The organism is Kordia jejudonensis (genome assembly GCF_001005315.1).
In the GTDB taxonomy this organism is placed as follows: Bacteria; Bacteroidota; Bacteroidia; order Flavobacteriales; family Flavobacteriaceae; genus Kordia; species Kordia jejudonensis.
The window spans coordinates 52,066-77,169 of the sequence record NZ_LBMG01000033.1; the positions used below are offsets into that span (position 1 = coordinate 52,066).

General features: G+C 32.5%; 21 protein-coding genes and 1 tRNA gene. 12 read left to right on the forward strand and 10 right to left on the reverse strand.

All coding sequences use genetic code 11. The features are described 5' to 3' along the window. Nucleotides 1–7: 7 nt before the first annotated feature. A complete protein-coding gene (thrA, locus tag AA089_RS16050; RefSeq protein WP_046758002.1) occupies nt 8–2,455 on the reverse strand; it encodes a bifunctional aspartate kinase/homoserine dehydrogenase I in 2,448 nt (815 codons plus the stop codon). Nucleotides 2,456–2,828: 373 nt separating this feature from the next. Here thrA and AA089_RS16055 point away from each other — a divergent pair, with 373 nt between their 5' ends. Beyond that, nucleotides 2,829–4,364 (forward strand): NAD(P)H-hydrate dehydratase, encoded by a 1,536-nt coding sequence (locus AA089_RS16055; protein WP_046758003.1) that lies wholly within the window; start codon nt 2,829–2,831, stop codon nt 4,362–4,364. 64 nt (nt 4,365–4,428) lie between these two features. On the opposite strand, the gene AA089_RS16060 is transcribed toward AA089_RS16055, so the two are convergent. Next, on the reverse strand, nt 4,429–5,772 hold the full coding sequence (locus AA089_RS16060) for a TlpA family protein disulfide reductase (RefSeq protein WP_046758004.1): 1,344 nt from the start codon (nt 5,770–5,772) through the stop codon (nt 4,429–4,431). A gap of 123 nt (nt 5,773–5,895) precedes the next feature. Here AA089_RS16060 and hutH point away from each other — a divergent pair, with 123 nt between their 5' ends. Beyond that, nucleotides 5,896–7,401, forward strand: coding sequence for a histidine ammonia-lyase (hutH, locus tag AA089_RS16065; protein WP_046758005.1), 1,506 nt, complete (start codon nt 5,896–5,898; stop codon nt 7,399–7,401). Nucleotides 7,402–7,409: 8 nt separating this feature from the next. Here hutH and AA089_RS16070 read toward each other — a convergent pair whose 3' ends face one another. The 4 genes from AA089_RS16070 to AA089_RS16085 all read right to left on the reverse strand — a co-directional run bounded on the left by AA089_RS16070 (nt 7,410) and on the right by AA089_RS16085 (nt 11,606). After that, nucleotides 7,410–7,910 (reverse strand): hypothetical protein, encoded by a 501-nt coding sequence (locus AA089_RS16070; protein ID WP_046758006.1) that lies wholly within the window; start codon nt 7,908–7,910, stop codon nt 7,410–7,412. Between the two features lie 27 nt (nt 7,911–7,937). Beyond that, entirely contained in the window at nt 7,938–8,333 is a 396-nt protein-coding gene (locus AA089_RS16075; protein ID WP_046758007.1) for a hypothetical protein, read from the reverse strand. A 102-nt stretch (nt 8,334–8,435) separates the two neighbouring features. Continuing rightward, on the reverse strand, nt 8,436–8,855 hold the full coding sequence (locus tag AA089_RS16080; RefSeq protein ID WP_046758008.1) for a hypothetical protein: 420 nt from the start codon (nt 8,853–8,855) through the stop codon (nt 8,436–8,438). Between the two features lie 192 nt (nt 8,856–9,047). Beyond that, entirely contained in the window at nt 9,048–11,606 is a 2,559-nt protein-coding gene (locus AA089_RS16085) for an ATP-dependent Clp protease ATP-binding subunit (RefSeq protein WP_046758009.1), read from the reverse strand. 260 nt (nt 11,607–11,866) lie between these two features. On the opposite strand from AA089_RS16085, the gene gyrA reads away from it, so the two are divergent. From gyrA to AA089_RS16105, 5 genes are all read left to right on the forward strand, one after another. Further along, nucleotides 11,867–14,410 (forward strand): DNA gyrase subunit A, encoded by a 2,544-nt coding sequence (gene gyrA / locus AA089_RS16090; protein ID WP_046758010.1) that lies wholly within the window; start codon nt 11,867–11,869, stop codon nt 14,408–14,410. A 38-nt stretch (nt 14,411–14,448) separates the two neighbouring features. Further along, the gene (locus AA089_RS16095; protein WP_046758011.1) at nt 14,449–15,732 is read left to right on the forward strand and encodes a tetratricopeptide repeat protein; all 1,284 of its coding nucleotides are present in this window, start codon (nt 14,449–14,451) and stop codon (nt 15,730–15,732) included. A gap of 293 nt (nt 15,733–16,025) precedes the next feature. Beyond that, entirely contained in the window at nt 16,026–16,742 is a 717-nt protein-coding gene (bshB1, locus tag AA089_RS16100; RefSeq protein WP_046758012.1) for a bacillithiol biosynthesis deacetylase BshB1, read from the forward strand. A 277-nt stretch (nt 16,743–17,019) separates the two neighbouring features. Further along, nucleotides 17,020–17,232, forward strand: coding sequence for a hypothetical protein (locus AA089_RS24885; protein ID WP_156169059.1), 213 nt, complete (start codon nt 17,020–17,022; stop codon nt 17,230–17,232). A 114-nt stretch (nt 17,233–17,346) separates the two neighbouring features. After that, nucleotides 17,347–17,422, forward strand: a tRNA-His gene (locus AA089_RS16105). Between the two features lie 136 nt (nt 17,423–17,558). Here the strand turns inward: AA089_RS16105 and AA089_RS16110 are convergent. The 4 genes from AA089_RS16110 to AA089_RS16125 all read right to left on the reverse strand — a co-directional run bounded on the left by AA089_RS16110 (nt 17,559) and on the right by AA089_RS16125 (nt 20,921). After that, nucleotides 17,559–18,917, reverse strand: coding sequence for a site-specific integrase (locus AA089_RS16110; RefSeq protein ID WP_046758013.1), 1,359 nt, complete (start codon nt 18,915–18,917; stop codon nt 17,559–17,561). Between the two features lie 4 nt (nt 18,918–18,921). Further along, nucleotides 18,922–19,311: a hypothetical protein gene (locus AA089_RS16115; protein ID WP_046758014.1), complete on the reverse strand. Its 390-nt coding sequence runs from the start codon at nt 19,309–19,311 to the stop codon at nt 18,922–18,924. 88 nt (nt 19,312–19,399) lie between these two features. Further along, the gene (locus AA089_RS16120) at nt 19,400–20,167 is read right to left on the reverse strand and encodes a MerR family transcriptional regulator (protein WP_046758015.1); all 768 of its coding nucleotides are present in this window, start codon (nt 20,165–20,167) and stop codon (nt 19,400–19,402) included. Between the two features lie 112 nt (nt 20,168–20,279). Next, the gene (locus AA089_RS16125; RefSeq protein WP_046758016.1) at nt 20,280–20,921 is read right to left on the reverse strand and encodes a hypothetical protein; all 642 of its coding nucleotides are present in this window, start codon (nt 20,919–20,921) and stop codon (nt 20,280–20,282) included. Nucleotides 20,922–21,414: 493 nt separating this feature from the next. On the opposite strand from AA089_RS16125, the gene AA089_RS16130 reads away from it, so the two are divergent. The 5 genes from AA089_RS16130 to AA089_RS16150 all read left to right on the forward strand — a co-directional run bounded on the left by AA089_RS16130 (nt 21,415) and on the right by AA089_RS16150 (nt 25,076). Next, nucleotides 21,415–21,675, forward strand: coding sequence for a hypothetical protein (locus AA089_RS16130; RefSeq protein ID WP_046758017.1), 261 nt, complete (start codon nt 21,415–21,417; stop codon nt 21,673–21,675). Between the two features lie 163 nt (nt 21,676–21,838). Beyond that, nucleotides 21,839–23,161 carry a hypothetical protein gene (locus AA089_RS16135; protein WP_046758018.1) on the forward strand — a complete coding sequence of 441 codons (1,323 nt, stop codon included), beginning with the start codon at nt 21,839–21,841 and terminating at the stop codon, nt 23,159–23,161. 3 nt (nt 23,162–23,164) lie between these two features. Continuing rightward, nucleotides 23,165–23,641, forward strand: coding sequence for a hypothetical protein (locus AA089_RS16140; RefSeq protein WP_046758019.1), 477 nt, complete (start codon nt 23,165–23,167; stop codon nt 23,639–23,641). After that, nucleotides 23,641–23,919, forward strand: a complete 279-nt coding sequence (locus AA089_RS16145; RefSeq protein ID WP_046758020.1) for a hypothetical protein — start codon at nt 23,641–23,643, stop codon at nt 23,917–23,919. The genes AA089_RS16140 and AA089_RS16145 overlap by 1 nt, the downstream gene beginning before the upstream one ends. Then, the gene (locus AA089_RS16150; protein ID WP_046758021.1) at nt 23,919–25,076 is read left to right on the forward strand and encodes a glycosyltransferase; all 1,158 of its coding nucleotides are present in this window, start codon (nt 23,919–23,921) and stop codon (nt 25,074–25,076) included. Before AA089_RS16145 ends, AA089_RS16150 begins: the two co-directional genes overlap by 1 nt. Nucleotides 25,077–25,104 lie beyond the last annotated feature (28 nt).

Genomic DNA, 25,104 nt, shown 5'->3' on the forward strand with positions numbered 1-25,104 from the left:
TAATTTCCTAGAATTTTCCAATTCTTATAACATCTGCAAAGATTCCAGAAGCGGTAACTTCTGCACCAGCGCCAGCTCCTTTTACGAGTAAAGGCTGCGCCACATAGCGATCGGTGTAAAATAGTACAATATTATCACTTCCTTCTAAATTGTAAAATGGATGATCGGATGGAATGTGCTGCAATCCTACTTTTGCTTTTCCATCTTCAAATGTAGCTACATATTTTAAGCGACAATCTTTGTCATTTGCTTCTTTTAAAATTTCTTGAAAGTGTGCTTCATACGTTTTTAACGAATCATAAAAATCATCATTATTCTCCGTTGCTAGACTTTCTTCTGGTAAGAATGAATTGTTTTGAATGTCTTCTAATTCCATAATATAACCACTTTCACGTGCTAGGATTAGAATTTTTCGAGCGACATCAACACCACTTAAATCTATTTTAGGATCAGGTTCTGTGTAGCCTTCTTCTTGTGCTTTTATGACAATTTCACGAAATGTATTTTCAGTGCTAAAATTATTAAACACAAAATTTAAACTTCCTGATAAAACGGCTTGAATTTTATGCACTCTGTCTCCAGAAGCGATTAGGTTTTTTAGAGTATCAATGATTGGCAATCCTGCACCAACATTAGTTTCAAACAAGAAAGGTGCATTGTATTTTCTGGAAATACGTTTTAAGTTTTGATAGTTTTCATATTGCGAAGCACAGGCAATTTTGTTACAGGTTATAACAGCAATATTATTTCGTAAATAGTGTTTGTATGTATTTGAAACTGTTTCGCTTGCGGTAATATCAATACAGATACTATTGCGCAGATTTAACGATTTTACTGTTTCATGAAAATCTTCTAAACTAGCATTGTTACCTTTCGAGAGCGTATTTTTCCAGCTATCTAAATTGATTCCATCAGCATCAAAAACCATCTTTCTAGAGTTGGAAATACCGACAACTCTGATATTTAGTTTTAATTGATCAAGTAAGAATTCATTTTGTTTGTGCAATTGTGCCAAGAAGCGTTCGCCCACATTTCCAACACCAATTACAAATAGATTGAGTTGTTTTATTTTTTCCTCAAAGAATTCTTCATGAAGTACGTTTAATGCTTTTTTTGCATCTTCACTATTGATTACTGCTGAAATATTTTTTTCGGAAGCACCTTGTGCTATGGCTCTGATATTTACATTGTTTTTTCCAAGTGTGCTAAACATTTTACCACTTAATCCTTGATGGTTTTTCATGTTTTCGCCCACGAGTGCCAAAATTGCTAGTTGTTGCTCTACCAAGATAGGATTTACTTTTCCAGAAGAGATTTCGTAGGCAAACGTTTTGTCAATCGCCATTTTTGCTTTTGATGCTTCTTTGTCATTGATTCCTATACAGATAGAATGTTCAGAAGAAGCTTGCGTAATGAGAATGATGTTTATTTTTTGTGCAAGTAGAGTTTCAAATAATCGCTTGGAAAACCCTGGAATCCCAATCATACCGCTTCCTTGTAATGTTAATAAAGAGATATTTTCTATATAACTGATTCCTTTTACTGGTTGTTGTTTTCCGTTTGTATGTTTTGTAATTCGTGTGCCTTCTTCTTCAGGTTTGAAGGTATTTTTGACCAAAATTGGAATTTCTTTTTCTAATACAGGTTGAATTGTTGGCGGGTAAATCACTTTTGCACCAAAGTGAGACAATTCCATTGCTTCTTGATACGATATGTGTGGAATGGGAGTTGCTTGTTTTACAATTCGAGGATTAGATGTGTACATTCCGCTTACATCTGTCCAAATTTGTAGTTCCGAAGCTTGCACTGAAGCTGCAATAATTGCCGCTGTATAATCTGAACCGCCGCGACCTAGTGTTGTGGTTTCTCCATTTTCTGTAGCAGCAATAAATCCTGGTAAGATGACAACTTGATGTGTGTTTTTCTCGAAAAAATCAGCACAGTTTTTAGCTGTAATTTTCATGTCTACCTGTGCATTTTCATAACTTTCCGAAGTAATAATCAGTTCACGACTGTCTTTGTATATACTGTCTAATTTACGAAATTTCATTACTTCTGAAATGATGTACGAAGACAATAACTCGCCAAAACTTGCGATGGTTGCTAAGGTTTTGGGTGTTAGTTCGCGCAATAAGAAACAACCTTCATAGAGCGTTTCTACATAATTTAGTAAACGTTTTGTATGACTTATGATGGCACTTTGATCTGTAACAGGAATTAAATCTTTGACCACTTGCATGTGTCTGTTTTCAATTTCGAGTAACAGTGATTTGTAATGTTCGTCTTTCACTGCGGCGAGTTCGGCAGTTTTAAGTAGCATGTTTGTAGTGTTTCCGAAAGCGGAGACGACAACGGCGATTTTTTTATCAGCGGAAGCTTTCGATACAATATCGATAACTTGGCTAATATTTTGAGCATTGGCGACAGAAGTACCGCCAAATTTTAGTATGTTCATGGTTTGGTATTGATATGGTTATTTGGTAAAATTTTTCAGAATCTATGTTTAGATTGTCTTTATAAATATGTGTAAGAACACTTAGTTAATATTAAATTATCAAACCCCAAAAGGGGTTGTAGTAGAAATTGTAACAGTTGTATTGGTAACTGTTAGACAATTTGAAAAAGTGATAATGTTTGCTACTAAGCACATATTTTTTGCATATGATGTTATTCAAATGTATTACTTTTATATGCATAAACAAATAATAATACTATTTTTCACGGATATGTAGTGAAAATGCACTTTTATTAAAAATGCATTAAAAAAGTATAGTAAAATGCAAGAGATTTCATCAAAAGTGTAATCTTTGCTTTAATAAAATTAATACATGAAGATATATTCAGCAGCTCAAATCTACGAAGCAATCAATATCACTATTGAAAAAAATAAAATAACCTCTAATGACTTGATGGAATTTGCCGGAACTCAAATTTTTAATTGGTTTCATACGCGAATGCAAGGTGCGCAAGTTCCGATACATATTTATAGCGGAATTGGTAATAATGGTGGTTTAGGATTGGTTTTAGGGCGACAATTATTGCATCATGGATATAATGTACATACGTATGTTGTGAATTTTAGCGATAAGCGAACCAAAGATTTTTTGATTAATTATGACCGTATTAAAGAGTTTAAAGTTTGGCCGCGATTGTTGAGTTCAGGAGAAGAATTTCCAGAAATGCACAAAGACGATATTATTGTAGATGCTATTTTTGGAATTGGCTTGAATCGTAAAACATCTGATTGGGTAAAAAGTTTGATTAAATATATCAATGCTTCCGACGCGTATACGGTTTCGTTAGATGTTCCTTCTGGATTGTATCCAAATCATGCACCTGAAGATAAAGAAGCTGTTATTGAAAGTAATTATACATTGACAGGACAAGCGCCAAAACTAAGTTTCTTTTTGCCAGAAACAGGTGTGTATATGCAACAATGGGAAGCAATTGATGTTGGATTGGACCAAGAATATTTGCAAACTACAGAAACAGAAGTGCAACTTGTTGATAAGTTTGAAGTCCTACCATTCTATATTCCTAGAGAAAAATATGCGCATAAAGGAACGTACGGACATAGTATGATTATGGGCGGAAGTTATGGTAAAATGGGCGCGGTTACTTTGGCGAGTTCGGCAAGTTTGCGTGTAGGAACAGGATTGATAACGGCGTACATTCCTGAATGTGGATATACTATTTTGCAAACAGCTTTGCCAGAAGCAATGGTAATTTGCGATGCAGGCGAAAAGAATATTTCTAAAATAACATACGATATAGATCCAACAGTGATTGGCGTTGGCGTTGGTATGGGAACAGATACAGCTACCGTAAAAGCGTTGAAAGCTTTTTTGAAAACTAACAAAAAACCGTTAATTGTAGATGCAGATGCTTTAAATATTTTGGCAACAAATAAAACGATGTTGAAGTCAGTTCCAGCAAAGTCAATTTTGACGCCACATCCAAAAGAGTTAGAACGTTTGATAGGCGAGTGGTCTGATGATTTTGATAAGTTGGAAAAAGCGAAGGCATTTGCCAAAAAATATGACGTTGTTTTGATTATTAAAGGTGCAAATACCATAACAATATACCAAGATCACTTGTATATTAATAACACTGGAAATCCTGGAATGGCGACAGCTGGAAGTGGCGATGTATTGACAGGAATGCTTACAGGATTGATGGCGCAAGGTTATGATGCCGTTAAAGCATCAATTTTTGGGGTGTATTTGCATGGAAAAGCAGGCGATATTGCTTTATCAGGATTGGGATATCAAGCCTTAACTGCAAGTGCTATTGTAGCTCATATTGGCGATGCGTATTTAGATTTATTCCAAAAACCTGAAGAGCCACCACAAGAAAAAGCTTAATAAAAAAAAGCGCTTTGAAAACTTTCAAAGCGCTTTTTTTATGTTTTATATTTAGTATTGAAATTTATATTTTCAATTCGTCAAATAGTGCAACTAATTTTGGATCAGAAGGTCTTGGAGCATCAGCATTTACGATGTTTCCATTTGGATCAATTAAAATAAATCTTGGAATACCATCAATTGCATAATCAGTAACAAACTTTGACTTCCATGCGTTGTCTGCAATTAATTGTACGCCACCTAATTCTTTATTTACCACCATTTCTTTCCAAGTTTTGTATGCTTTTTCAGTGTCAATTGAAATAGAAACAAACTGGATGTTTTTACCGTGGTATTGTTCTTCTACCTTTTTTAAAGAAGGAATTTCTGCAATACAAGGTCCACACCAAGTTGCCCACACATCAATATACACATACTTTCCTGATAAGTCAGCTAAGGTAGTTTTTCCACCTTTATGATTTTCATAATCAAATTTTGGAGATGGTTTTCCAGCAACAAGGTTTTTAATTTTATTATATTTTTCTCCAAGTCTTTCTTTAAACTCATCTTTATTTGATAATGCTAATAAATCATTGTATAATTTTTCTGCATTTTTATTAGAAGGAGAGATAAAAAACTCTAATTGTTGTGCCATTTGGTTTTTTAAGCTTTGCGATTTTAAATCTTTAAGCGCAGTTACATTATCTATAATTAGAGAATCTTTGTAAATAGTTTCCATGTAATGTCCCATCGCAATTTCTTGGTATGAATCGTATAATCTAAAATCTTCCTCATTATCAAAATCGATACCTTCAAGTGGTTTTAGCAAGTCTTTTGAAGGTTCAAAATTTTCTTTTTGTGCAAAGTACGGATGGTAATTAGGATATCTTGCAAGATTGCCTAAGTATTCATAATTGATACTTGCTTTTTCCTTGGCAACAAAGTCAGCGTCTAAACCTTCAGTTTTGTTTAAGAGTTCTTCTGATTTTGTTTTTGCATCGCCAATAGTTTTTAAGAAATCAGCTTCTTCTTGTTTATATATTTCTTGAAAATTTAGTTTTTCATTTGCTAAAAACTTAGCAGCCATATAATTATTGTTTTCAGCTCCTTTTCCTTCATATTTGAGCGATTCGTCAAATTTTGAAGCATCTAAGCTTACTTTCAGTTCATCTCCAGCTTTTGTGTACAAAGACGTGCGTTCTCTTCCATGCATAAGCGTGTAATACCCAGCATTTTCAATTCGAAGTGTATCGGCAAACGTACCATCTTCTGCTAGTACAATTTCCTTCTTGAAATCGCTCGCAGAAATATTTATCTTGTCGCCTTTAGGATTTTCAACTTTTCCAGAAAGTAATACATAGTCTACTTTGGGTTCTTTTTCACATGAGTAGATTGCAAATACCGCAATCAATAGCAATAATTTTTTCATTTTTGTAAAGTTTGTTTATTCAAATGTAAAAGATTCTTTTTTTAATCAATAAATTATTGACAATTATTTGGTTTATATCATTTGAATTTCCACTTTTGAATTAAATTTTTAGCATCTTTTCACATGATACACGAAATAAGTTCACAGTTGCTTGATATTACGATGATTCAAGAGTTACTATTGTCTAATGCAAAACTTTCTTTATCAGCAGCTTCCACTACTAAAATTGTTGCTTGTCGTGAATATTTAGAACAACGACTTAAGGATCAAAAAGCGCCTATTTACGGTATTAATACAGGTTTTGGATCGTTGTGTAATGTAAAAATTTCGGATGAACACCTTTCTAAGTTACAAGAAAATTTAGTTACATCGCATGCATGTGGAACTGGAGATCGTGTTCCTGAAGAGATTATAAAATTAATGCTATTCTTAAAGATTCAGTCACTAAGTTACGGACATTCTGGTGTGCAGTTAGTAACTGTGCAACGTTTGATCGATTTTTATAATAATGATATTCTCCCAGTTGTTTTTGAATTAGGTTCACTAGGCGCTTCCGGCGATTTGGCTCCGTTGGCACATTTATCATTGCCGCTTTTAGGAAAAGGAACTGTGTATTATAAAGGAGAAGAAGTTGCTGCATCGGATGTTTTGAAAGCCTTTGATTGGCAACCAATTGAGTTGAAAGCCAAAGAAGGATTGGCATTGTTAAACGGAACGCAATTTATGAGTGCGTATGGCGTTCATACGTTGTTGAAAGCTTATAAATTATCATATTTTGCTGATTTCTTTGCCTCTATTTCTTTGGAAGCTTTTGATGGAAGATTGGAACCTTTTAATGATTTAATTCATTTGATTCGTCCACACAATGGACAGTTGAAAACAGCAAAACGGATTCAAGAGTTCGTGGATGGAAGTCAATTGATTTCACAAGAGAAGAAACATGTGCAAGATCCGTATTCGTTTCGTTGCGTGCCACAAGTCCACGGAGCTACAAAAGATACTTTGGCATTTATTAAGAAAACCTTTGAAACGGAGATCAATTCAGTAACCGATAACCCAAATATTTTTATCGAAGAAGAAGCTATTATTTCTGGCGGAAATTTTCACGGACAACCATTGGCTTTAGCGTTGGATTATTTGGCGATCGCTGTAGCAGAATTAGGAAATATCTCCGAACGTAGAACATTTCAATTGGTCTCTGGTTTGAGAGATTTGCCAGATTTCCTTGTGAATAATCCAGGATTAAATTCTGGTTTTATGATTCCACAATATACTGCGGCAAGTATTGTAAGTCAAAATAAACAATATGCTACGCCAGCAAGTATTGATTCTATTGTGTCTTCAAACGGACAGGAAGATCACGTAAGTATGGGCGCAAATGCAGCTACAAAGGCAAAGAAAGTAATTGATAATGTGGAGCGTGTGTTGGCGATTGAATTGCTAAATGCTTCTCAGGCATTGGTATTTAGAGCGCCATTAAAAAGTTCGGAATTCATCGAAACTTTTTTATTAATGTATCGAGAAGAAGTTCCTTTCGTTGACGAAGATAGAGAACTGTATATTGCTATTCAAGATACTTTATCCTTTATCCAACATATGGTAATTGAGAGTGAAGTTTTATTTGATTAAGTGAAACGTTAAGAAGCTGCATCAGCCATGCTCATTAATGATTTGAACCATTCTTTTGGATCTTGCTCCAAAAATGATGTTTCTTTAAATTCAATGTTGATGTTTATAGGAGTATCCGTTGCATATTTTAATAACTTGAAGGCTTCTTTATTATTTAATTCTACCGATAAATTGAGCGTGTTATTGTGTACATAGTTTTTAGTAAATTCTATTTGCGCTGCTTTTTTAATCGCACTTACTTCTTCAGTTGTATTTAAAGTAACTACATAGTCAGAATGTTTTTCTATAATTATTGTTGTGTGAGAAAACAATCGAATCAATCCTATCAATAGTGCCATACAAATACTTACAAGACTAAGAATCATTAGAATTATGGCAATAGTAAATTTTTCATCGTAAAAAGAGAAAATAGGAAATATTATAAGCCAAGGCGCAATGGTAAATACAATACTAATTAGAAATATACCATTTAACTTTTTTCTTGTTTTAGTTAAAATTTTAATTTCCATTTGAATTACTCTTGAACTCGAAGAAGTTTATACTAAATACGACTTTGCCCACGCAACAGCTTCAGGAAGTGTTTTGAAGATATTCATAGGTTTGTTGAAAAAGTGTTTTTCGATTTTCACATTATGGTTGTCAATAAATTTATTGGAAACAATTGCGATGGCTTTTAAATTTTCTATTTCAAATACTTTTAAATACAACATTGGATCCACCGCATATGAATTTTTTCGGATGGTAATATATGTAAATGGTTTTGAAGCAAAGTGATTTTTTGCAATATTGATAATTTCTTGAACAGTTTCAATATTGAGTGTAATACCTTCATTTAGTTGAGCAACCATGTAATCTTCATAGATTTTGATTTTCCCAATACTAAGAATGTATTTTTTAATATAGGTATTTTTATCTCCGTTAGTTAATTGCAAGGTCGAGGGTTTTAACTAAAGGTAGTTTTTTTTATTTTAAAACAAGAAAAAAATAGATGAACTGCTGTTTTTTTTTAGAATATACTGCATGCAACGTTCATATTATACATTCTTTTTTTCATGAAACATGCTTTTCTCGACAGAAACAATGGTGTCTAACCAATTCACAGCTGTTTCAAGAGTCGTAAATAATTCATAGTTTCCATTGAAAAACTTTTTTTCAACATGTGCATTTAAAGAAGAAAATTTATCGACAGTAACCACAGCAATGCCTTTTAATAAATTATTTTCTGGAAGCATTTTATATACTTGTGGATCAATTGAATACGAATTTTTTCGATATGAAATATATCCAAACGGAATTTTGTAGTTCTCGTGAAAGAATTCAAAAAAAGAGAGCAGCGTTTCAGATGAAATATGTGCACCTTCGTTAATTTCTCCAATAATGAGGTCATTGTATAAATATAGCTTTCCGTTCTCGAAAGTATATACGTCCTTTAGTTGTTTCCCAGTAATTTTCATGATTTTCGGTAGAATAATTTATTGGTGCTAAATTATAATGAAGAAGATTGAAAGTATTTTTTTCAAAGTTAATTGCCTACTTTTTAGATGAATACCCTTTTTTTATCTGTAAACGACACGAAAACACGTAAAAAAGAAAAATCCTGCTTTCTAGAAAACAGGATTTTACATGTATTTTTAAACGTATTACGATTAAGACTCAGCAGGCTTCTCAGCTTTTTCAATCTTGATAGTTAATTCGTCTGTTTTATCATTTAGATCCATGAAAATTTTATCTCCATCATGAATTTTAGAAGTAATGATTTCTTCGGCAAGTGCGTCTTCAACATACTTTTGAATAGCTCTTTTTAGCGGTCTAGCTCCGTATTGTTTATCAAAACCTTTATCGGCGATATAATCTTTTGCAGTATCACTTAATAATAAATCATATCCTAAACCTTTGATTCTAGCATATAATTTTGCGATTTCGATATCAATAATTTTGTGAATATGTTCACGTTCTAACGCGTTAAAAATAACCACATCATCGATTCTGTTTAAGAATTCAGGAGCAAATGCTTTCTTCAATGCATTTTCTATCACACCCTTTGCATGATCGTCAGCTTGTGTTTTCTTAGCATTTGTTCCAAAACCAACTCCAGCTCCAAAATCTTTCAATTTACGCGCACCAATATTTGATGTCATAATAATAATGGTGTTTCTGAAATCAATTTTACGCCCTAAACTATCTGTTAAATAGCCATCATCTAATACTTGTAATAACATATTAAATACATCAGGATGTGCTTTTTCAACTTCGTCTAATAATATGACAGAATATGGTTTTCTACGAACTTTCTCAGTCAATTGACCACCTTCTTCATAACCAACATATCCTGGAGGCGCACCAACCAAACGAGAAATGGCAAATTTTTCCATGTATTCACTCATGTCAATTCTGATGAGTGTTTCTTCAGAGTCAAACAATTCACGCGCTAATACTTTCGCTAATTGTGTTTTACCAACTCCAGTTTGCCCTAAAAAGATAAATGAACCAATTGGCTTATTCGGATCTTTCAGTCCAGCACGGTTACGCTGTATCGCTTTTACTACTTTTCCAACAGCTTCATCTTGACCAATTACTTTTCCTTTGATCAATTCTGGTAATTGTGCCAATTTATTGCTTTCTGTTTGTGCAATTCTATTTACAGGAATTCCTGTCATCATAGAAACAACATCTGCAACATTTTCTTCATTTACAATTTCTTTGTGTTGCTTGGATTCTTCTTCCCACTTTTCTTGTGAAATTGCTAACTCTTTTTCTAGGCGTTTTTCATCATCTCTCAATTTAGCAGCTTCTTCATATTTCTGTTTTTTTACGACAGAATTTTTCAATTCGCGTACTTCCTCTAACTGACGTTCTAGATCGAGAATTTGTTTTGGCACATCAATATTTGTGATATGAACTCTAGAACCAGCTTCATCTAACGCATCAATAGCTTTGTCTGGTAAGAAACGATCTGTCATATATCTATTTGTGAGTGTTACACAAGCTTTTATGGCTTCTGGTGTATAACTCACATTATGATGTTCTTCGTATTTATCTTTGATGTTCTCTAAAATTTCTACCGTTTCATCTACCGTTGTTGGTTGTACAACAACTTTCTGGAAACGTCTTTCTAAAGCACCATCTTTTTCAATATGTTGTCTGTACTCGTCCAACGTTGTAGCACCAATACATTGCAGTTCTCCTCTTGCTAATGCAGGTTTAAACATGTTTGAAGCATCTAAGCTTCCTGTAGCGCCACCAGCACCAACAATAGTATGAATCTCATCAATAAAAAGAATAATGTCGTCATTCTTCTCTAATTCGTTCATCACGGCTTTCATACGTTCTTCAAACTGACCTCTGTATTTTGTTCCAGCAACTAAACTGGCCAAATCTAAAGTTACTACACGTTTATTAAATAGAATACGTGATACTTTTCGTTTTACAATTCTATTGGCTAAACCTTCGGCAATGGCAGATTTACCAACACCAGGTTCTCCAATTAAAATTGGATTATTCTTTTTACGCCTGCTCAAAATTTGCGATACGCGTTCAATTTCTTTTTCGCGTCCCACAACAGGATCGAGTTTTCCTTCTTCCGCCATAGCGGTAAGATCGCGTCCAAAATTATCTAAAACGGGAGTTTTCGATTTCTTATTTACTTTTCCTCCTGTATTAGAAGTTCCACCAAAAGGATTTTCTTTTGAAGATTCTTGCGATCCGCCATTATCATCATAGTCAGAGTTGGCTCTTGGAACATCTATATAATCATCATCATTTGTTATCATATACTTAAATTGCTCTTTAACGTTATCATAATCCACTTTCAACTTATTTAAAAGTTTGGTAGTTGGATCATTTTCATTTCTTAAAATGCACAACAATAGATGTGCTGTATTGATAGAAGAACTTTGAAAAAGTTTGGCTTCTAAAAATGTAGTTTTTAAAGCTCTTTCGGCTTGTCGGGTAAGGTGTAAGTTGCGCTTTTCATTAGGAGCGACTGCCACATTGGGATTGGCAGGACTTAAAATCTCTACTTTTCTGCGCAAATGTGTCAAATCGACATCTAGTGCATTCAAAATATTGATAGCCTTGCCATTACCGTCTCTGAGAAGTCCTAGCATTAAGTGTTCAGTGCCAATAAAATCATGGCCTAAGCGCAATGCTTCCTCTTTACTGTAGGCGATTACATCTTTTACTCTTGGGGAGAAATTATCATCCATAAATCTTGTTTCCTTTCGACATTAAAATTAATACTTCGGAACGAATAATACAAAAATTGTTCCGCTATGGAAGCATATTCAAGCTAATAGACGAAAAAAAACAGCGAATTCAAAAATTATAATATTAAATTATCAAAAAAACTTATCAAAAATTGTTAATAAAAAAACGTTAAAATGCTCTAATAAATCCTCGCTGAATCCTAGTAAATGTTGTATATTGACCCGATTTGTAAAACTCGAAATATTAAAACATAAAATACATGGCAGAAGGAGAAAAATTAATCCCTATTAATATCGAAGATGAGATGAAGTCTGCTTACATCGATTATTCGATGTCAGTCATTGTGTCACGTGCACTTCCAGATGTAAGAGATGGTATGAAACCCGTACATCGTAGAGTATTATTCGGAATGCATGAACTCGGAGTTAGGTCTAGTTCCGCTCACAAAAAATCAGCAAGAATTGTTGGAGAAGTATTAGGAAAGTATCATCCACACGGAGATACATCCGTATACGACGCCATGGTTCGTATGGCGCAAGAATGGAGTTTGCGTTACATGTTGGTCGATGGACAAGGAAACTTTGGTTCTATTGATGGTGATAGTCCTGCAGCAATGCGTTACACAGAAGCAAGAATGCGTAAGATATCTGACGACATGTTGGCAGATATTGACAAAGATACTGTTGATCATTCCCTAAATTTTGATGATACCTTAAAAGAACCTACTGTATTACCAACGCGTGTACCTGGGTTATTAATTAATGGAGCATCTGGTATTGCAGTTGGTATGGCTACAAATATGCCACCACACAATTTGTCTGAAGTTATAGACGGAATTCATGCATATATTGATAACAACGATATTGAAATTGATGAATTAATTCAACACGTTAAAGCACCCGATTTTCCAACAGGAGGAATCATTTACGGATACGATGGCGTTCGAGAAGCGTTTAAAACAGGACGTGGAAAAGTTGTGATGCGCGGAAAAGCTGTTATGGAAGAAGTACAAGGTAGAGAATGTATCATTGTTACGGAAATTCCATATCAAGTGAATAAAGCAGATATGATTAAGAAAACTGCGGACTTGATTAACGATAAAAAAATAGATGGTATTTCTACAATTCGTGATGAATCTGATAGAAAAGGAATGCGAATTGTATACATTTTAAAACGTGATGCCATTCCAAATATCGTTTTAAATAAATTATATAAATATACTGCACTACAATCTTCATTTAGTGTAAATAATATTGCATTAGTACACGGACGTCCACAATTATTGAATCTGAAAGATATGATTCATCATTTTGTGGAACACCGACATGAAGTAGTAACGCGTAGAACGCAATACGAACTCAAAAAAGCGGAAGAACGTGCACATATTTTAGAAGGTTTAATTATTGCTTCTGATAATATTGATGAGGTAATTGCTATCATTAGAGGTTCGCAAAACGCGGAAGATGCGCGTAACAATTTAATCAAACGTTTTGAATTGACAGAAATTCAAGCGAAAGCGATTGTTGAAATGCGATTACGTCAGTTAACTGGTCTGGAACAAGACAAGTTGCGCGGAGAATATGATGATATCATGAAAAGTATTGAAGATTACCGTGACATCTTGGCAAACAAGTCAAGAAGAATGAACATCATCAAAGAAGAACTTGCCGTTATCAAAGATAAATATGGTGACGAAAGACGTTCTATGATAGAATATGCTGGTGGAGATGTAAGTATTGAAGATTTAATTCCTGATGAAAAAGTAGTCATTACAATTTCACATGCAGGTTACATTAAACGTACGTCACTTAACGAATACAAGCGACAAAATAGAGGTGGTGTTGGACAAAAAGGAAGTGCCACTCGAAATGAAGATTTCTTAGAGCATTTATTTGTGGGAACCAACCACCAATACATGTTATTCTTTACACAAAAAGGAAAATGTTTCTGGATGCGTGTTTACGAAATTCCTGAAGGAAGTAAAACGTCGAAAGGTAGAGCGATTCAGAACCTAATCAATATTGAAAAAGATGACAAAGTAAAAGCATTCATCTGTACGCAAAACTTAAAAGACGAAGCGTATATCAATGAGCATTATGTGATTATGGCAACGAAGAAAGGTCAAGTGAAAAAGACACCTTTAGAGCAATATTCACGTCCACGTACCAACGGAATCAACGCGATTACAATTAAAGAAGGCGATGAATTACTAGAAGCAAAATTAACTACTGGAAACAGTCAGGTAATGTTAGCCGTAAAATCTGGTAAAGCTATTCGATTTGAAGAAGAGAAAACGCGTCCGATGGGAAGAAATGCTTCTGGAGTTCGTGGAATTAGACTTGCAAATGATGATGACGAAGTTGTAGGAATGGTTGCCGTAAACGATATGGAAAGTAACATCTTAGTAGTTTCTGAAAACGGATATGGAAAACGATCTAGTTTGGAAGACTACAGAATTACCAATCGTGGTGGAAAAGGAGTAAAAACTATTTCGGTAACGGATAAAACGGGAGAATTAGTCGCGATTAAAAATGTAACTGATGACGATGGTTTAATGATTATCAACAAATCGGGAATTGCAATTCGTATGGCAGTTTCAGACTTAAGAGTTATGGGACGTGCGACACAAGGAGTTCGATTAATCAACATTAAAGGAAAAGATTCAATTGCTGCAGTAGCCAAAGTAATGAATGAGGAGGAAGAAGATGTTGAAGGGTTAGAAAACCTTGAAAATCCTGAGGTTTCGGAAGATGGCACGGCAATTGATACTAGCAATGACAGTGACAACGAAACACAAGAATAATAATAACAAACTCTCAAATTATTTTAAACATTAGAAAAATGAAGAAGACAATTTCAATTTTCGCAGCATTATTAATTACCGCATTTGCTTTTGCGCAAAAGAAAGAATTAAAAGCAGCAGAAAAAGCATTAAAAAAAGGAAACACTGTAGAAGCCAAAACAGCGATCACAAGTGTTGATGGTATAATTGCAAATGCTGATGCAAAATACAAAGCACAATATTATTTCCTCAAAGGAAAAACATATTATGAGCTAGCTAAAAAAGGAATGGACACCGAAAAGTCTTTCAAAACAGCAGGTGACAACTTTAAGCAATTACTCGAATTTGAAAAAGAACAAGAGAAATTCAAATACACGAGTGAAGTACAACCATTATTTCAAGAAATGATTGGTAAAATGGTAGATAATGCAATCGTAGCACAAAAAGCGAAAGACTACGGTAAAGCAGCAGATATTTTGTATGCAACCTATAAAATGGATACAAGAAATCAAGATTACTTGTACTATGCAGCTTCAAACTCTATCACAGGGAAAGATTTTGATAGCGCATTAAAGTATTACGAAGAGCTAAAGGATATAAACTATACTGGTGTAAAAACTCAGTATTATGCAGTAAGTCTTGCTTCTGGGAAAAGAGAATCGTTTCCAGATAAAACGATGAGAGATTTTTCTGTGAAAGGCGGAACGCACAAAGATGCGACTCAAGAAAAAACTAAATCAAGATTGCCAGAAATCATCAAAAACATTTCTTGGATTTATTCAAATCATGTTGGAGACAATGAAAAAGCATTAATCGCTGTTGATGAGGCAATCGCTGCAAATCCAGATGATGCTTCACTATTATTAGCAAAAGGAAAAATTTACTACGATCAGGGAGACAAAGTAAAGTTTAAGGAAATCATGCAAGAAATCATTGTTAAAAATCCTAACGATGCAGATTCTCACTACAATATTGGTGTCATAAGTGCTGAAAGTGGAGAAATAGAAGAAGCAAGAAAGGCATATAAGCGAGTTTTAGAGCTTGATCCTGGATATACAAACGCAGGAATCAATTTATCTAAAACGTACATTGACGAAGCTGCTGATGTGGTAGAAGAGATGAATAAGCTTGGAAACTCTGCTTCGGATAACAAAAAGTTTGACGAACTACAGGCGAAACAAACTGAGCTTTATAAAAAATCGTTAGCTGTATTAGAAGCACTTTCTGAAAAAGTTCCAGATAATGTGCAAATTCTAAAACAATTGAAAGGTTTATACTCTTTCTTAGGAGAAGATGCTAAAATGAAAGCTGTAAAAGCTAAATTAGCTGAATTAGGACAATAATGCATCAGTTATTAGAATAGATAAAAAGACCTCGCAATTTGCGGGGTTTTTTTATGAACTCGTTTAAACTTTTCGGATTTAGGCGAAAATTAGCAGTTTTAAGTGCTGTTGACAGCTTTTTTGAGTTTCATAGCAGCGCTACGGAACGAAAAAAAGGTAAAAACAGGTCTGAAAAGAGCAATTTTTTAGCAAATTAAAAAAGTTTAAACGAGTTCTATATCTAGTTTGTTCGGTTTGTAATTACTTTGAAGAATTAAATAAATTGTATTTTTGTAAAAAGCATAAAAAGAAACATGAAGTTAGACATATTAGCGTTTGGTGCGCATCCTGATGATGTAGAATTGGGTTGTGGCGCCACAATTGCAAAAGAAATTTCCAATGGAAAAAAAGTCGGTATCGTTGATTTGACACGTGGAGAATTAGGAACGCGTGGTTCAGCAGATTTACGCGACATTGAAGCTGCTAATGCCGCAAAAATATTGGGAGTTTCCGTTCGAGAAAACTTGGCATTTGCAGATGGTTTCTTTAAAAATGACAAAGCACATCAGCTGGAAATTATAAAGATGATTCGAAAATATCAACCAGAAATTGTACTCTGCAATGCAATCGACGATCGCCATATAGATCATGGAAAAGGAAGTCAGCTGGTAAGTGATGCCTGTTTTTTAAGTGGCTTATTAAAAATAGAAACACAGCTTGATGGTAAACTGCAAGAAAAGTGGCGACCGACACATGTGTATCATTACATACAATGGAAAAACATTGATCCAGATTTTGTCGTAGACGTTTCGGGTTTTATAAATACAAAACACGATGCAGTTATGGCTTATAGTTCGCAATTTTATGATCCCAATAGCAACGAAGCAGAAACGCCTATAACCAGTAAAAATTTCATTGATAGTATCAACTATCGCGCACGTGATTTAGGACGCTTAATTGGCGTAGATTATGCAGAAGGCTTTACGGTAGAACGATATGTTGCTGTAGATTCATTAAGTGATTTAATATAATATGGAAAACACGATTACTCATACGATCCGTTTCAATTTGAAAATAATACAAATTCACGACCATTTTCGTTGCGTGTAAAAGTCATTGCATCCATCTTGATTTGTATGTTTACATTGCTTCCATTATATCAAATAGATGCTAATGCGTTTCGGGTAAATTATGTATATTATTATGTAATGCCAACGTGTCTAATGGATTATTTTACGAAAAACTCTCAAGACGGAAGTTTAAACTTTCAGACACAAGAAATAGAAAATAGTAATTAATACTTTACCTATGGAACAAGAACACTTACACGATCCGTTACGATTTCAATATGGGGTAAGTACTCGTATATTCTCGCTACGGACAAAAATCATAGCGATAGTATTGGTTTTGATTTTTATTTCTGTTCCATTATATGAGATAAGTCCAGATGCATTTATGGCTAATTATATGTATGAATATGTACCGTGTCCTATTTATGTAAATTGTGGTTGTTTCTTCTAATAACAACATGTTAATCTTTTAAGAATCAAGTAAATAAAAATAGACTTTAAATAAATTAAAAAAACACTTTGTATAGGAAGTAAAATATCATATATTTGCATCCGCAAAACAAATGGTGATTGTAGCTCAGTTGGTTAGAGCGCTGGATTGTGGTTCCAGAGGTCGCCGGTTCGAACCCGGTCTTTCACCCTTTATTAACCCTCTCATTACGAGAGGGTTATTTTGTTTTTAGGGGAACTTCACAGAGAAGGGTGGAGCGACTTTTTTTAAAAAAGTATCTTTTAAAAGTATCTTTTTTCCAGTTTTTAGGTCGCTTTTTAACCGTTTTAGGTCGCAAAAATCTCAAAATCCTGAATAGCTTTACTGATAACTTTATCATCAATATAATGTTTTTCAAGTATCTCATCGTTAGCATGAGAGGAGAGTTTTTTTGCATCGTCTCCAAGCGCAATTTTAAGATAAGTCAAATAGGTTTTTCTAAGGGATTTCATTTGTAATTTGTGACCTGTATCTAGTAGACTATAATAATGCGAAAATCCTTTAGATAAATTTTCTTTAATTGCATTTGCAGATGTTTTACTTCTATCAGGTACTAATACGTGTTCGTGACTTCCTTTATTTTCATTATAACCCAAACGAAGTAAAAGTTTATAGAGACTTTTGGTTATTGGAATTATTTTAGGTGGAACATTATCATTATATCCATCCCCTTTAAGTCTTAAAACTTTAAAGTTTGGAACTTCAATGTAAGTTGGTTTATTATCAATTTCTTTGACCATATTCCAAGTCATATCAACAACTTCATCACGTCTTCCTCCAGTGTGAAGTACAAGTTCAATTCCATCTTTTAAATAGGGTTTGTATCTATTCTTTTTTGTTTTACTTTCTCCAATTATTACACTTCCAGTTTCAGGTGATATAATTTCTAAAAGTTTTTTAAATTCATTTGCTGTAATAGCATCTTTTTTTAAAGTTGCAGTTCTTTTTTTAACTTCTTTAAATGGGTTGTCTATGTATAGTTTATAATGTTTAATCGCCCAATCAAAAAAACCTTTTAAACGATTCATTTTGTTGTTGTATGTTGTTCCAGATTTTATTCCTTCAACATGATTTAATAAGTAATCGTGAAGATATCCTACGTGATAATCGTTGATCTGTGTTAGCAATAAAAGTCTTGGCTTTACATTATTCTTGATTAGTGCTTGATTAAAATATTTCAAGCATAAGAAAATATCTTTTTTATAGTCTTCAGATAGGTCTTTTACTTTATGTGCTGGAACATCTACATCATTAATATACTCTATATATTCTATCTGTGCATTTCTCAAATAAAAACGGTCGGATACTTTAGTAGGAACACCATCAGCCATGATTTCAGCTTCAAATTCTTGTTCAAACTCAATAGCTTTAATAACAGCTTCTTCATAGGTTTGAGCATCTAAAGTTTTACTTTTAATACTTGTGTTTTGTCCAGGATAATGAAGCATACTTTTGAACCTATGTTTTTCAGGAAATTTACAACTGGATAGTTTTTTTTTGGATTTCCCGCAAGTAGGTTCTTTTTTAATTTTTTTCCCCGTTTCTTTATCTGTAATTGTGATATTTGTATATGAAAAATATTTACTGCAATTGTTACAATAAATATATAATCCTTTATGCTTATTGTTTGGCAATTTCTTTCTCATAAAATCAAAGTTTTGCAAATTCTTTAGCCATATCTGACTTTGGCTTTACATCTGATTTTATTTGCTTACGTCTTTTACGAGATACTGGAACTATAGAGGAATCAAGGGGGGATTCATCTAGTAATTGTAGATATCCAAGATGATCGTCTTCTTTATAACAAGTATAAAGTGATTTCCATTTTTTAGGGTATTTTACTTTTAGTTGTGCTATCAATCCTTTATCAAGTTCCATATCAACTAAAAATCGATGAACAACTCTTTTGTTGCCTACTATTTCAATTTTTATACCAACACTTTCACACCATTTTACAATAGCGCTTATGCCTTTAAGTGGTAATATTTTATGTAATTCTTTTACTTCAATTAGTTTCTCATTCGCTAATAAGTTTTGCATTTTATTAATATTAATGCATTTCCGTTGTCTTTAGGTAAATACATTAGTTTATATGTTGGGAGCGTTTTACTCCACGTCATTTATAATTTTACTTTTTTGTGGTTTGAGCTTTTGATTTAATTGTTCTATTGAATTTTACAATTTTACCCTTTACTAGCACCATTTCTACAGATTGATATTCGTGTTGTTTTAAAATATCTAATACATCTGCGTATGTTGTTTCCATTTTTTCAGTTGCTTCAATAGTGTAAATTCTGCCATCCTTTTTTGTGATTTTAATATTCTCAAATTTTTGTGATCGCATAATAAGAATCATCTGAATTTCATCCTTATTCAATCCTTTGAAAATATCGAAATTTGGTTCGTTAAATAGCGCTTCGATATTTTTCTTGAAAAACTCGTTTACACTTAAAATTAAATGATCTGTTATTTCTCCATCTTTTAATTTTTCGATAGTTCTATATCCATCAATTATTTCTAAGTTGCCAACAACATCGAGAACTAAAAATATTGGATGAGAATATGTTATCACTTCAATTATAGCAGCATTAATATTACTTACATTCTGTGAGTGATTTAATAGGCTTTCGTTTGGCTTGAATAAATCTTCTTTTATTTTTATAATCTTATCATTTGTAAAACCAAAATTTTTTAATTCGATAATAATTCCTATCCAAAGGATATCAGTTAAACTGAATTTATTCCATTCATTTTTGGCAGGCGTATCTAGTAATAAGGAAGCATTTTTCCATTGTTTAATATTATGATACGGAACTCCTATGATGAATTTTGAAGAATATATCTTCTGATTTAATAGTTGGGCTAATTTTTGAAAATTTGGTATTGTATTTTCCACGTTTGTAAATTTTAACTATTCAAATATAAAAAAAATAGACTTCATTATCTATTTTTAGGTTTAAAAAATATTCTAAAGTCTATTTTTATTAAATAAAATCTTTCATTTGTTACTATACAACTTGTTTTTTTAAAAGCGCATTTTCACTTTCTTTCGCTTTTATTAGTTGTGATTTTATATCATTAATTTCAGTAAGTTTGGTAATATTTTCTTGAAGTGATTCGATTTTCTGTACATAATCGAATTGAATTATATGTAGTATGTGATAGAATACTTGTTTAAATTTACCTGATAAGGTATTAGCAAAACTTTTAATAATTGTATCAAGCTTGAACTTTTCAGCAAGACTGTTTGTCTCAAAGCTAATAAGTGTATTGGGTTCAATAAGATCATTAACAGTCGAAAAGATATTGTGATTCTCTTGCATTTCACTTTTAGTATAATTTTTAATTTCAGAGTTGAAATTATCAAAATTAAACTTAAAAGAAATATTATCGTGATAAAAATAATTCATATCTACATTGAATTGTTTTGCAAAATTTATTAATGCAGTGTGCGGGATATTATTTTTTTTATTTCTGACACTATTTACAATTCCTGGACTTGTCGGATAAATTACTTTTCCAATTCCATTATCACTTTTTTTGGATTTAAATCCAATTTGTTCTGCTTCTTCTTGAATTCTATCAACAGCTTCGATAAATAGCTCGCTGATAAGTTCAATGTCTGTTTTTTGTTCAATTTTAGAATTCATTGTATTAGGTTTATTTTCAATATTTTAGGTATAATTTTTCTTTATTTTATAGACTATATGTTATATTTTTTTTAATTCATAGAGTTGAATATTTAAAAAAGTTACCTATATTTGACTATATATTTACTGCAAACATACTAAAAAATAACATAAACATATCATTAAAGTACCTAAATATTACCTTAAAACTACCCTAAACATTCCCTAAAAATACCTAAAAAGTGACTTAAAAGTGACCAAAGAGTTGCCTAGAAGTGACTTAGAGGTGACTTAAAAGTGACCAAAGAGTTGCCTAGAAGTGACTTGGAAGTGACCAAAGAGTTACCTAAAATTTACTTAGAAATGACTTGGAAGTGACTAAAGAGTTACCTAGAAGTGACTTGTAAGTTGCCAAAGAGTGACCTGTAAGTTACTAAGAATTGATTTGTAAATAACTATAAAGTTATCGACAATAAGCTATAAATAGAACAATTACATTAAAACACCTATATATATGTATCATTCAGAAGATTATAAAAATCTCGCAAAACGGATGCAGGAGTTATATGCTAATCCTGTAATGACAGTTGTGGAACGATCTGGAAAGTCAAGACCAACTGTTCGTAAATTTTTTAACGAAGTACCAATGCGCTTTCATAATTGGGAAGCAATCTATGAAGCTTGTGTTGGACTTGTTGAAGAAAAAGAAAAAAAATTAAAGGCGCTCATTGAAAAACAACATGAGTTTTTACCGCCTAAAGATTCTACAAATTAATCATAGTGAATTATGGAGAAGATCATTAGTTCACATGAAAATAATATGCTTTATCAAGATCATATTAGAGAAATCAAAAAAGAAATAGTAGTGTTCAGAAAACACTCGATTATATACCCACGACGTAAACGTGAAAAAAGCGACGCGCCGAAATTAAAGAGCAATGAATTTGATTCATTATTCAACGGTATTTCGCATACTAGATAGTTACGTAGATAATTATAATTCTAATCACGATAAATTATCAAACCATTTACGTCAACCAGTTGTTGCAACAGCTAGGGAGATTATTAAAATCTATGCACTTTCACTTTTAAAGGCTAATAATGTTCAGCCTATTGAACCTGACAATGTTCCTTGTTTGGTGACTAACAATGTTCAGTTAGCAAAAAAAGCCCGTGTTAGTACAAGAACTATTCGTAGACATATTAAACGTCTACTACAAGCTAATGTGTTAACTGAAAAAATATTCCGCGGTTCTAACGCAAGTTACCAGCTTCGTTTTAACTCAAATATTCTGTTAATAAGTGGTTTAGAAAGTGTTGAAAACACAGAAAAGAGTACTAAAACTCAAAAGAATAAAACTCCTGATAATCAGTTTTTTAAAAAAGAAATACGGACAACTTGTCCACATACAGACTCTAGTAACAATAGTTACATAAATAATATAATAATAGGAGTTGATAAAAAATTAAAAGCTGAAAAACAAAGGAGTTCGCCTTCGCTCACAAGTAATAATTATTCTAGCAACAAATCTAGTAACAATTTTTCAGGATACGTAGAGGAGGAAGGTGTTAAAAACTTTGACGAGCAACTTTCGCAAGGCAAGCTAGGCGCGCGAAATTTTTACGAAAATAAAGCACTTAATAATAGTGATAAAGGTGTAGAGGAGGAAGGCAAAAGCGATGAAGCTATAGAGCAAGCTGAAGACATGGTTTCAAGGTTTGAAGCTTCACGCTTTACCTCCCTCAAACCATACATAGAATCTCTTTGGAATTTGGCTAAAAATAGACTTTATCAGAATATTTTCTTGACAGAAAATCAAGAAAAAAAGGCAAAAGAGTTGCTATTACTTTGGTACGAACCAGTCAAAAATTATCAGTTAAATAAAGTTCATAATATTTATGTTGAGCGTATTGAACTTGTACGGAAATATATTGCTAAAGATAAAGAGAATAGATATGTACAGTTACCTGATAGATATTTTAATCCTGAAAATAAATATGGCTTTACTGGCACAAAAGTTTGGTATGAAAACCAAATTAAAAGCAAGCGAAAAACACAATTGAAATTAATTCTACACGCACAAATTCGCAAATTTATCAACAATGAGAAAAAAGACACACATAGGCAAGAGCCGCGCTTACAGTTGTTTAGGAAATGTGAAGCAAGAATTGGGAAGTTAAAAGACCAGGAATTATTGAATCAATTTTATGCTTCCATTTTAGATAAATCGACATTCAATTTTTTACAATTAAACACATAGAAAATGCTAAAAAAATCAAAATCATTAAGACAAAAACTAAAAGAAGCTGTTACTGATTTGACAGTTGACATTTTTGGTTATCAGAAAAAAATATCTGACAATATTATTTCACACACAGGATTGATCTCAAAACAGATTATGATTCCAAAAGAGCGTCTGTTTTTAAAAGTTTTTCAGAAAGATCATATAATCAAAGCTTTTATTTTCAATCAATCACGAGCCATACAAGTAGTTCCAATAAAAAAACTAGCCCACTTTTTTATGGATAGAGAATCAGCTAATATTCCTAGTTTTCAAAATAAAATTGCTTTTGGAATCAAAAAATATCTTAAAGATTTTTCAGAAGAAAATAATCTTGATGTTGAAGCCATAGACGTTTGGATTCATGTTAAAGATGATAAGATAATGATTCAAGCTTTTAGTTCAGATCAGTTCATTCAGGACATTTCAATTAGTTCACTTATTAAATTCTTCAGATAATGGCATTAAAAGAAGGTTGGAAGTTAAAAAAAGACTCCGAAACAAAAATGATTGTTTGGTTTGCTGATGGTAACATAAGAACCATGTATTCTATTGATTGGAATTATAAATTCTCAAAGACTAAAAAACGTGAGATTGGACTCGCAAGATTTTATAAAAAAATTGAAGATTATGGCTTAAAAGCTACAACAATAGAAATTTATGACAATCGAACAGGAATAAGAATTGCAAAATTCTATAAAGGAGAAGAAATAGAAATCAATCAAAACAAAAATTAATGAAAAAAGTAATCCAATTGAAAGAAAAATTGGCATCAAATTTAAAGTTCAAAACCAAATATGACTTGAGTGAAGATGATAAGATTCACTTATTGTACGTGTCCCCAAAATTTAATGCTACAGGATATTATCGTTTAATTACCCAAGCGCTTGAATTAGACCAAACAAAAACACATAAAAGTATTATTACAAACATAGATAATAATGATTTTAATAATTCATTAAATGATCTTACAACTGTGCTAGATGAACGCTTGCTAGTATGGGCGGATTACATAATATTTCCACCAATTTTTAGTGATATAACCTATCTTTTAAAAGCAATACAATCATTCAACCCGCTCATACAGATTGCATTTATTGTAGATCAAAACTATTTTGCTTTGAATTCAATGAGTTTTGGTAAAAGAAAAATTGCAGAAACCGAATTGTTAAACTTGGAAAACAATTTGGCGTGTGCTGATCTACTGTTGGTTGCCAATCTAAAATTTAAAAACTTCTTACACCGATTTATAAATATACGTCATCCAAACGCTGATGTAGTTATACAATTTATTCCAAATTTAATTTCTAAAATTGGATATGAAAGCATGTCTAAAATCATAAAAAATGATACAGGATTATTTCGTGTTGGACTTATAAAACCAACGTTTGAAGATTTGAATTTCGTAAAGGAGTTATTCAAAAAAATGAATAAAAAATTAAAAGAAAAAATTCAAGTTGTCTGTTTAGGCGGTTCCAGTACTTATGAGATCATAGAAAAGTTTGACATACTAAATGATATAGAATTTCATAGAACAGTTAATTTTGAAAACTTCTTTTTGAAGTTAAATCAGCTCAAGCTTGACTCAGCTATGCTACTTGCAAAGGATTCGATATATAATAAGCATCATAGTAGTTATCTATTTTTAGAACTTTCAGCTTTTGGTATTCCTACTATTACTTCAATTTATCATCCTGCAAAAGAATATATTGATGATGGTGTTAATGGGATTTTAGCTGCTGAAGAACCTGAATGGATAAAAGCACTTGATCTCTTGATGAATGTAAAAGATATTAAAGAAGAAATTGCTAATAGGGCAATAAAAAATGTATGGAAACATCATAGCTTCTCAAAAAAGCAAATTCAAAATATTTGTGAAGAAATTTTCTTTTAAAAAAGAAAAGCCTTGTTAGGTCAAGGCT